Origin of the sequence: Bacillus sp. AFS040349 (assembly GCF_002577655.1) — a bacterium.
Classification (GTDB): domain Bacteria; phylum Bacillota; class Bacilli; order Bacillales; family Bacillaceae; genus Metabacillus.
Genome location: NZ_NUMC01000077.1, coordinates 1 through 424 on the forward strand (window position 1 = coordinate 1; position 424 = coordinate 424).

At 36.1% G+C, this 424-nt stretch carries 1 pseudogene; it reads right to left on the reverse strand.

What is annotated here, in order from left to right:
- Positions 1 to 424 (reverse strand): annotated as a pseudogene (locus COD11_RS16295) (IS110 family transposase); the annotation flags it as partial.

Below are 424 nucleotides of genomic sequence, written 5' to 3' on the forward strand. Positions count from 1 at the left end.
ATGATTGTTGCCGCAATCTTCCCTCCGATACCAGGGATAGACTGGATAATCTTATATTCTTCCATTTCTTTAGCGAGGGCATCTATTTCTGCTTCAAGTTGTGATAGATGCTCTTGGTATTGAAGAACAATGGCTATTAACATCTTTAAATTAAAAATAAGGCTTTCATACAAATTGCTTTGAAATGGATTTCGTAATGCTGCTTCACCCACTTTTCAGAACGTCTTGTACATAACGATACAATCTTTTCAGTTAATACTGATTCTGTAGTACTTAATACATGTTCAGAAGTAGGGAACAAGGAAAGAGTCTGTAAAGATACTTTCGAATACAAATCACCAAAGACCCCTCTATACTCAGGAAATACCTGATCTAGTACTGTTAGAAGCTGTATCTTGGTTTGCGAAGAGATACTTGAAATGGT